Source organism: Streptomyces cinereospinus (assembly GCF_042430725.1).
Lineage (GTDB): Bacteria > Actinomycetota > Actinomycetes > Streptomycetales > Streptomycetaceae > Streptomyces > Streptomyces cinereospinus.
Genome location: NZ_JBHMCY010000090.1, coordinates 19,484 through 28,272, shown reverse-complemented (window position 1 = coordinate 28,272; position 8,789 = coordinate 19,484). Strand labels below are relative to the sequence as shown.

Annotated in this window: 8 protein-coding genes; 6 read left to right on the top strand and 2 right to left on the bottom strand. The window is 71.7% G+C overall.

The genetic code is table 11. The features are described 5' to 3' along the window. Positions 1–62: 62 nt before the first annotated feature. On the top strand, positions 63–1,349 hold the full coding sequence (locus tag ACFF45_RS31515) for an acyl-CoA dehydrogenase family protein (protein WP_381350220.1): 1,287 nt from the start codon (positions 63–65) through the stop codon (positions 1,347–1,349). Between the two features lie 17 nt (positions 1,350–1,366). Here ACFF45_RS31515 and ACFF45_RS31510 read toward each other — a convergent pair whose 3' ends face one another. Next, a complete protein-coding gene (locus ACFF45_RS31510; RefSeq protein WP_381350219.1) occupies positions 1,367–1,579 on the bottom strand; it encodes a hypothetical protein in 213 nt (70 codons plus the stop codon). Positions 1,580–1,818: 239 nt separating this feature from the next. On the opposite strand from ACFF45_RS31510, the gene ACFF45_RS31505 reads away from it, so the two are divergent. Beyond that, a complete protein-coding gene (locus tag ACFF45_RS31505) occupies positions 1,819–2,085 on the top strand; it encodes a DUF5132 domain-containing protein (RefSeq protein WP_381350218.1) in 267 nt (88 codons plus the stop codon). Between the two features lie 194 nt (positions 2,086–2,279). Here ACFF45_RS31505 and ACFF45_RS31500 read toward each other — a convergent pair whose 3' ends face one another. Beyond that, positions 2,280–3,287: a LacI family DNA-binding transcriptional regulator gene (locus ACFF45_RS31500; RefSeq protein ID WP_381350216.1), complete on the bottom strand. Its 1,008-nt coding sequence runs from the start codon at positions 3,285–3,287 to the stop codon at positions 2,280–2,282. Positions 3,288–4,012: 725 nt separating this feature from the next. Between ACFF45_RS31500 and ACFF45_RS31495 the strand changes: the two genes are divergently transcribed. From ACFF45_RS31495 to ACFF45_RS31480, 4 genes are all read left to right on the top strand, one after another. Continuing rightward, the gene (locus ACFF45_RS31495) at positions 4,013–5,113 is read left to right on the top strand and encodes an ABC transporter substrate-binding protein (RefSeq protein ID WP_381350215.1); all 1,101 of its coding nucleotides are present in this window, start codon (positions 4,013–4,015) and stop codon (positions 5,111–5,113) included. A 72-nt stretch (positions 5,114–5,185) separates the two neighbouring features. Continuing rightward, entirely contained in the window at positions 5,186–6,748 is a 1,563-nt protein-coding gene (locus ACFF45_RS31490; protein WP_381350213.1) for a sugar ABC transporter ATP-binding protein, read from the top strand. Further along, positions 6,741–7,703 (top strand): ABC transporter permease, encoded by a 963-nt coding sequence (locus ACFF45_RS31485; RefSeq protein WP_381350212.1) that lies wholly within the window; start codon positions 6,741–6,743, stop codon positions 7,701–7,703. Before ACFF45_RS31490 ends, ACFF45_RS31485 begins: the two co-directional genes overlap by 8 nt. Then, positions 7,700–8,734, top strand: coding sequence for an ABC transporter permease (locus tag ACFF45_RS31480; protein ID WP_381350210.1), 1,035 nt, complete (start codon positions 7,700–7,702; stop codon positions 8,732–8,734). The genes ACFF45_RS31485 and ACFF45_RS31480 overlap by 4 nt, the downstream gene beginning before the upstream one ends. Positions 8,735–8,789 lie beyond the last annotated feature (55 nt).

Below are 8,789 nucleotides of genomic sequence, written 5' to 3'. Positions count from 1 at the left end.
CCCGTTCCCAGCCGGGTCCGCGACAAGATCGCGAAGTCAGACTGGAGTACTAGGACACCAACGTGCATGCCTCAGAGATCCGTGCCGTCCTCGCCCGCCACCCCGCCCTGTGCGCGTTCGCCTCGCGCGTCACCGACTTCCTCGACGGACACCTGCCCGAACCGGCCACGGAGGAGGCCGCGCGGCCGCCCTGGCTCGGACTGCGCCGGCGCGCCGCGGAGGCCGGGCTGACCGGGTTCGACCTCGCGTGCGCCGCGACCGGTCCGGCCGACGGGTGCGGGTCCCCGGAGGACCGGGGCGCGGTCGCCGTCGTTCCCCGCGGTCTGGAGCGCGTGGCCCAGGGGCTGGCGATGTTCCTGGCCGGGCGGCGGGACTGCGACGCCCGGGAGGTCTTCAGCACCGGTCACGGGGCCATGGCGCTGCGCTACGGCGCGCCCGCCGTCGTCCGGGCGGTCCACGACCGTGTCGTGCGCGGCGGCGAACTGGCGGGTGTGGCGTCCAGCGAACCCCACTCCGGCTCCGACCTGCGCGGGCTGCGGACCGTGGCCGTCGACCACGGCGACCATCTGCTGCTCTCGGGCACGAAGGGCCTGGTCAGCCGGGTCGAGGAAGCCGCCGGGTTCGTCGTCTTCTGCAAGATGGTCGCACCGGACGAGGCCGCCGTGGTGCAGACCGACGCAGCCGCGCTGCGCCGGGTGCCGCTGTCGGCGCTCTGGCTGCCGATGGAGACGGCCGGCGTCCTGACCGAGACGGCCGCCCCCCTCGGTCTGCGCGGCTGGAGCCTGGGGCACCTGCACTTCCACAACGTGCGCGTCGGCAAGGACGGCCTGCTCGGCGCGCCCGGTGACGGCCGCCGGATCTTCGACGCGCACTTCTCCGGATGGCGCCTGATGATGGCGCTGGTCTGCCTGGGCGCGGCCACCGCCGCCATCGAGGAGACGATGACCCGGGCCCGCCGGCGCAGCGTCGGGCGTACTTCGCTCGCGAACATCCCGTCCGTCGCCTCCCGGCTGGGCACGTCGGCGGCCGAGGTCCAGGCGGCCACCGCGTGGTGCTTCTCGTTGCTGGAGCGGGTCGGCCAGGACGGGGAGGGCCCGGACGTGGCGGCCTGCTCCGCCGCCAAGGCGCTGGCCACGGACGCGGCCTACCGCGCCGTCGACGTGGCGCTCCAGCTGCACGGCAGTGACGGGTACACGCGTCACACGCCGATGGAGAAGCGCCTGCGGGACATCCGGGGACTCCGCATCGCCGACGGGCCCAACGACACGTTGTACAGCGTGCTGGCCCAGTCCCTGCTGGCGGGCTCCCGGCCGAGCCCGCCCCTGATCGTGGCACAGCGGCAGGCCTGACCGGCGCCGCGCACCGGTCAGGCGATCCTGCTCCTGAGCATGGACAGATAGAACGGGAGCTTCTGAACGGCCTTCTGCGGTACCGCGTAGACCTCCACGCTCCCGTGGACGTGGTCGTTGATGACGAGCGTGCACCGGCCTTTCACGTGGCGCACCTCGGCGGAATAAAGAACTTCCTCCTCCGCGGTTTCACCCGCAGCATTCGCCTCGCCGGTCGCGGGAATTTCCATCGGAAATCCTGCCTCCATGTCAACGTGGAAAGGGTCGATGTGGGAGGTCTTGACAGCTGCCCCCAGGGTGCACAGTAGGTCAGCCCGAAGCAGGGAAGATCAATTCAAGTGGCGCTTTACCCGAAAGAGTGAACATAGTGAATATTCCTGGTGGGGCTGTTGTGCTGAGCGCTAGAGTCGAATGTCGAGGGTGCTGTCGGGAAAGCCCGACACGCAATACGAGAAGGGCTTTACTGACTATGCTGCCTGTCATTCCCGTCTTCCTGGTCGGGGCGGCTTCGGCGCCCCTCCTGAAGAAGGTCGTCCGAGGAACCGTCAAGGGCTCCGTGAAGCTCGTGCTGGACGCCAAGCGGGTCGCCCACGAGATCAACGAAGACCTGAGCGACATCGCCGCCGAGGCGGCGGCCGAGTCCTTCGCCGCCGATCTCCAGGACGGGGCGTCCGAGGTGCCGCGCCAGACGGCCAAGAAGACCCGCACGACCACCACGACCACCGCGACCGCCTGAGCGCCGCGGAGAGTCACCTCGTGCCGGTACCGGCACGGCGACGGGCGGACCGGGCACGCTCAGATCAGCCCTCTCCCGGCCGAGCCGGCCCGAACCGCCCCCGCCGTCGCCCGCCGCTCCCGGCACGCGTGACCGTCGAAGCCGCCACCGGCGACCCGCCTCCGCCGCCTCGTCTCCCGCTGCCGGCGACCCGCCTACCGCCGTCCCAGTGTGCTCTCCCGCTCGACCAGGCGGTAGTCCGCCCGGATGCGCCGGGGGTCGGGAGCCTCGCCGCCGAGCCGCGCGAGCACCGACTCGACCGCGAGCCGGCCGATGGCCTCCTTGTCCGGTGACACGGAGGTGAGCGTCACGGCGCCGAAGCGCCCCTCGACGACGTCGTCGAAGCCGACGACCGCGATGTCCTCGGGGACCCGCAGTCCCCGCGCGTGCAGCACCCGCATCGCGCCGATGGCCATCGGGTCGTTGTAGGCGAACACCGCGTCGGGGCGCCGCCCGGTCTCCAGGATGCGGGTCATGGCCGCCGCGCCGTCCGCGTGCCCCCAGCCGTCGGTTGCGGCGACGAGCCCGTCGTCGGTCGGCAGCCCGGCGGCGGTCAGCTCCTCGCGCCAGCCCCGCACCCGCAGCTGCGCGGGTTCACTGCGGCCGCGCCGGGCGCCGATGAACGCCACTTCCCGGCGCCCCAGCCCCATCAGGTGCCGGACGGCGGCACGGGCCGCGGCGACGTTGTCGATGGCGATGTGGTCGTACGGCAGGTCGTACTCGCGTTCGCCCAGCAGCACCAGCGGCACCTGCTCCGCGCGGTCGTGCAGGTCCTCGGTCTCCAGCTCGATCGGGCTCAGGATGAGCCCGTCGATGACACGGGCCCGGAAACCCTGGCTGACCAGCACCTCCTGTTCCCGGCGGCCGCCGGTGTGGTCCAGCAGCACGATGTAGTCCTGCGCGGCCGCCGCGTCGATCACGGCGGCGGCCAGTTCGGCGAAGTACGGGTTGCCGAGTTCGGGCAGGGCCAGCGCGATGATGCCGGTGCGCCCCTTGCGCAGGTGCCGGGCGGCCAGGTTGGGCCGGTAGCCGAGCGCGTCGATGGACCGCTGCACGCGCTCGCGCATGGCCGGGGTGACGTGCTGGTAGTTGTTCACCACGTTGGAGACGGTCTTGATGGAGACCCCCGCGTGCGCGGCGACGTCCTTGAGGCTGACCCGCACGGCATTCCCTTCCGGAGCGGACCGACTCGGGTGGTCGGTGCGGGTCCGGTGCCGTCACCGTGAGCCGTGCGCCGAGTCCCTTGGCGTGACTTTTACAACGTTATACATCCGCCTTCGCCGCACTGACAAGGCGGCGGCCGGCACTGGACCGAAGGGTGTCCGACCCGCCGGTGCTCGGCGGGTCGGACACCCAGGCCGGAAGCGACGCGCCGACGAGGCGAAGTCTCGTCCCCGGTCCGAACGCGGGTCTGCGGGGGCGGCGCGCTCCGCCACTTTCCGCCTCGCCCCCGTTCGTGCGCGGTGCTGCTGGAGGTGCGGGGGGCGCTCCGCACCTTCCGCTCTCGCCCGCATCCGTGCGCGAGGCTGATGGAGGTACGAGCGACCACGCCTCGGCACCTCCCGCTCCCGCTCGCGCGGAGCCGATCGCGCCGACCGGAGGTCCCGCGTGCCGTACCCGCCGCGTGCCGCGGCCGGCGCGGACCCCGGGGGCGCCGCGAACCGGGTGGTCACCGGTGCTGTCGGCGCCGCGGGGCGGCCCGCGGGGGTGCGCCCCTGCTTCCCCCGGTTCAAGTGCCCGCGTACGCAGGGGGTTTACAGCGTTCTTCCAACGATGTAAAAACCTCATTGCGGCGGACCTGACACGATTCCCGCCGGGGGAGAGCACAGCTCCTGTCTTTTCCTTCGCCTCCCCAGTTCCCTTCAGCGTCACCCGGATCGGGGTCACCATGCAGCGCACCACTCACCGTCCTCGCCTCCTCGCCCGTCCCGCGGTCGTGGCCCTGGCCGCCGCGGTGGCTCTGACCGCCACCGCCTGCGCCAAGTCCGAGGACGACGCGTCGACGAGCGAGACCAACTCCCCGGCGGCCGCCGCCGACGCCGAACAGAAGGTCGCCACGCCGAAGCCGGGCAGCAAGACCTGCACCATAGACGCCTACGGCGGTGAGAAGCTCGATCTCAGGACCGCGACCGTCGGTTTCTCCCAGTCGGAGAAGGAAGCCAACCCGTTCCGCATCGCCGAGACCCAGTCCATCAAGGACGAGGCCGAGAAGCGGGGCGTCAAGCTGCTGACCGCCAACGCCCAGTCGCAGTTCTCCAAGCAGATCAGCGATGTGCAGGACCTGCTCGCCAAGGGTGCCGACCTGCTGGTCATCGCCCCGCTCAACTCCGACGGCTGGGACCCCGTCCTCCAGCAGGCCGCCGCCAAGAAGGTCCCGATCATCACGATCGACCGCAAGATCAACGCCACCGCCTGCAAGGACTACGTCTCCTTCATCGCCTCGGACTTCGTGGAGCAGGGCCGGCGCGCCGCCGACCAGATGATCGAGGCCACCGGCGGCAAGGGCGAGGTCGCCATCCTGCTCGGCTCGGCCGGCAACAACGTCACCACCGAGCGCACCCAGGGCTTCAAGGAGCGGATCGCCGAGAAGGCCCCGGACCTGAAGGTCGTCTTCGAGCAGACCGGCGACTTCGCCCGTGAGAAGGGCCAGCAGGTCACCGAGCAGCTCATCCAGTCCAACCCCGGCATCAAGGGCATCTACGCCGAGAACGACGAGATGGGCCTGGGCGCGGTGGCCGCGCTCAAGGGCGCGGGCAAGAAGCCGGGCGACATCGAGATCGTCACGGTCGACGGCACCCGTAACGCCGTCCAGGGCATCGTCGACGGCTGGATCAGCGGGGTCATCGAGTCCAACCCGCGCTTCGGACCGCTGGCGTTCCAGACGCTGGACACCTTCACCAAGGGCGAGGAAGTTCCGCAGGACGTCATCATCCAGGACAGCGCCTACACCGCGGACAACGCCAGGACGGACATAGGCAAGGCCTACTGATTCCTCCCGGGGCCCGGCAGTTCCGTCCGGGCCCCCGGCCCTTCCTCGACCACTCCCTTCCTGGAGGCACAGGTGGCACCCCCCGCCGAAGTCCTCGCCGTCCGCGGACTGAGCAAGACCTTCCCCGGTGTCCGGGCCCTGGACGACGTGGACCTCACCCTGCACGCCGGTGAGGTCCACGCCCTGATCGGCGAGAACGGCGCCGGCAAGTCGACCCTCATCAAGCTCCTCACCGGCGTGTACCGGCCCGACGCGGGCCGGATCACCTTCCAGGGCCGCGAAGTCTCCTTCGCCACCCCCCTGGAGGCGCAGAAGGCGGGCATCTCGACCATCTACCAGGAGGTCAACCTCATCCCGCTGCTCAGCGTGGCCCGCAACCTCTTCCTGGGCCGGGAGCCGCGCAACCGCTTCGGGGTCCTGGACGTCGCCCGCATGAACCGCGAGGCCCAGGAGACCCTGCGCGGCTACGGCGTCCGGGTGGACGTCCGCCGGCCGCTGCGCAGCCTCGGGGTCGGCGCCCAGCAGATGGTGGCCCTGGCCCGCGCCGTGGCCACCGACGCGCGGATCGTCATCATGGACGAACCGACCTCCTCCCTCGAACCCCGCGAGGTGGAGACCCTGTTCTCGGTGATCCGGCGGCTGCGGGACGCCGGCATCGCGGTCGTCTACGTCAGCCACCGCCTGGACGAGCTGTACGCCATGTGCAGCACGGTCACCGTGCTGCGCGACGGGCGGCGCGTCCACCACGGCCGGCTGGCCGACCTCGACCGCCTGGCCCTGGTGTCGACGATGCTCGGACGGGACCTGGGCGAGGTCCGCAAGGAGGGCCTGACGAAGTTCACCGGCGACCACGGCCCGGCCGACGCCCGGCCCGTGCTGGAAGCCGAGGACCTGACGGTGCCGCACCAGCTGCACGGCGTCTCCCTGACCATCCGGCCCGGCGAGGTGGTCGGACTGGGCGGGCTGCTCGGCTCCGGCCGCACCGAGACGGCGAAGGCCATCTCCGGCGCGCTGCCGGTGCGTTCGGGCAGGGTCACGGTGGCCGGTGTCCCGCTGCGCGGCGGCTCCACGCCGGCCGCCATCCGGGCGGGCGTCAGCCTGCTGCCCGAGGACCGCAAGAGCGAGGGCATCGTCCCGGGCCTGTCGGTGCGGGAGAACATCGCGCTGGCCGTCCTGCCCCGCCTGTCCCGCTTCGGCCTCGTCTCCGAGGCCCGCGTCGACAGCATCGTGGACACCTTCGTCAAGCGGCTGCGCATCAAGGCGTCCTCGCCGCACCAGAAGGTCGGCGAACTGTCCGGCGGCAACCAGCAGAAGGTGCTGCTGGCCCGCTGGCTCGCCATGAACCCCAAGGTGCTGCTGCTCGACGAGCCGACCCGGGGCATCGACGTCGGCGCCAAGGCCGAGGTGCAGAAACTCGTGGACGAACTGGCCGCCGACGGCCTGGGCGTCCTGCTCATCTCCTCCGACCTGGAGGAACTGATCGAAGGGTCCGACCGCGTGGTCGTACTGAAGGACGGCGCCGTCGTCGGGGAGCTGACCGGCGAGGACGTCACCGAGGACAAGCTGATGCGGACCATCGCCGGGGACGCCGTACCGGTGGCGCACGCGGCGGGGGAGGTGGCCACCGATGGCTGAGGCCGCCCTGCGCACCGCCCCGCTGGACAGGACGCGCGTCCTGCAGTGGCTCCAGACCTACGGCGTCTACGCCGGCGTCGCGGTGCTGCTCGTCGTCAACGTCGTCATCACCCCGCACTTCCTGTCGGCGGAGAACTTCCGCACCCAGGCCGTGCAGGTCGCGCCCGTCATCATCGTCGCCCTCGGCATGGCCCTGGTCATCGGCACCGAGGGCGTCGACCTGTCGGTCGGCGCCGTGATGGCGCTGGCGGCCTCCGTCACCGCCCTCTACCTCGGCTACGGACTGGTACCCGCGCTGCTGGTGGTGGCGCTGTTCGCCGCCGGTGTCGGGCTGGCCAACGGCGCGCTGGTCGCGTTCGTCGGGGTGCAGCCGATCGTCGCCACCCTCGCGCTCATGGTCGGCGGCCGGGGCCTGGCGCTGGTGCTGCTGCCGCAGCTGGAGGACCTGCGCAACCCGGCGCTGGCCTCGCTCGGCTCCGGCGACCTGCTCGGCATCCCGTACCTGATCCTGATCGCCGCCGCGCTGGCGCTGCTGGTGGCGTTCGTGGTCCGCCGCACCACCTTCGGACGCCAGCTCCTCGCCATCGGCGACAGCCGCCCCGCGGCGCAGCTCGCCGGCCTGCCCGTGCGGCGCGTGCTGATCGTCGTGTACGTCGTCTGCGCCCTGCTCGCGGCGGTGGCCGGGGTGCTGGCCACCGCCCGCCTCCAGGCCAGCGACCCGACCTCGCTCGGCACCCTGATGGAACTCTCCGCGATCACCGCGGTCGTGGTCGGCGGCACCCCGCTGACCGGCGGCCGGGTCAACATCGCCGGCACCGTGGCGGGAGCCGTCCTGATCCAGCTCCTCACCGCCACCCTCATCAAGCACGACCTGCCGCCCTCCTGGACCCAGATCGCCCAGGCCATAGTGATCGTCGCCGCGGTCTACGCGGCCCGCGGACGGGGGAAGCGATGACCGTCACGAAGACCGACACACCCGTGACGCCCACCGGGAACGAGCCGCCGGGGGAGACCGAGCCGGCCGGCTCCGCCCGCTCCGAGCGGCTGAGCGCGCTGATCCAGCAGCACGGCGCACTGGCCGTGCTCGTGCTCGTCTCCCTGGTCGCGTCGTTCAGCTTCGACTCCTTCGCCACCGGCGACAACGTCAGCAACATGGCGACCAGTTCGGCCTTCCTGGCCATCGTCGCCCTCGGCATGACCTTCGTGATCATCACCGGCGGCATCGACCTGTCCGTCGGATCCCTGTTCGCCCTCGGCGGTGTGCTGGCCGCCTGGGGGTCCCGCCACGGCACGCTGGTGGCGCTGCTGCTGCCCCTGGCGGTGTGCGGCCTGATCGGCGTCGTCAACGGGCTGCTGGTCGCCCGCTCCCGGCTGGCCCCGTTCATCGTCACGCTCGCCGCCATGCTCGGCGCGCGCGGCCTGATGCTGACCATCACGGACGAGGGCGCCGACACCTTCCTCATCGGCAAGGGCTCGTTCCTCGCCGAACTCGGCCAGGGCACCACCCTGGGCCTGGGCAACCCGGTGTGGATCACGCTGGCCCTGTTCGCCGCCGGCGCCCTCGTCCTGCGCCGCACCCGCTTCGGGCAGCACGTGTACGCGGTCGGCGGCAACGAGGACGCGGCGGCCCTGATGGGCGCCCCGGTGGCCCGCACGAAGATCCTGGTCTACACGCTGTCCGGGCTGCTGGCCGGCCTGGCCGGCGCGCTCAACGCCGCCTGGCTCGCCTCCGGCGTCACCATCCTCGGCAACGGCATGGAGCTGGACGCCATCTCCGCCGTCGTCATCGGCGGCACGCTGCTGACCGGCGGCCTCGGTTACGTCAGCGGCTCCCTGGTCGGAGTCCTGCTGCTGAAGGTGATCCAGAACGTCATCAACCAGATCGGCTCCCTGGACTCCTCCTACCAGCAGGTGGTCAGCGGCGCCTTCCTGGCGGTCGTCGTCGTCGCCCAGACCTGGCTGGGCCGCAGACGGCAGCTGATGTGAAAGCCCCGGACGCGGCAGCCGTGCCTCTCGCTCTCCCGCCTGCCGCGTCCGGTTC

What these genes read in the sequence shown, in the direction of transcription:
- ACFF45_RS31480 (WP_381350210.1), top strand. Translation starts at nt 7,700, where the DNA reads ATGACCGTCACGAAGACCGACACACCCGTGACGCCCACCGGGAACGAG.
- ACFF45_RS31505 (WP_381350218.1), top strand. Translation starts at nt 1,819, where the DNA reads ATGCTGCCTGTCATTCCCGTCTTCCTGGTCGGGGCGGCTTCGGCGCCC.
- ACFF45_RS31495 (WP_381350215.1), top strand. Translation starts at nt 4,013, where the DNA reads ATGCAGCGCACCACTCACCGTCCTCGCCTCCTCGCCCGTCCCGCGGTC.
- ACFF45_RS31485 (WP_381350212.1), top strand. Translation starts at nt 6,741, where the DNA reads ATGGCTGAGGCCGCCCTGCGCACCGCCCCGCTGGACAGGACGCGCGTC.
- ACFF45_RS31510 (WP_381350219.1), bottom strand. Translation starts at nt 1,579, where the DNA reads ATGGAAATTCCCGCGACCGGCGAGGCGAATGCTGCGGGTGAAACCGCG.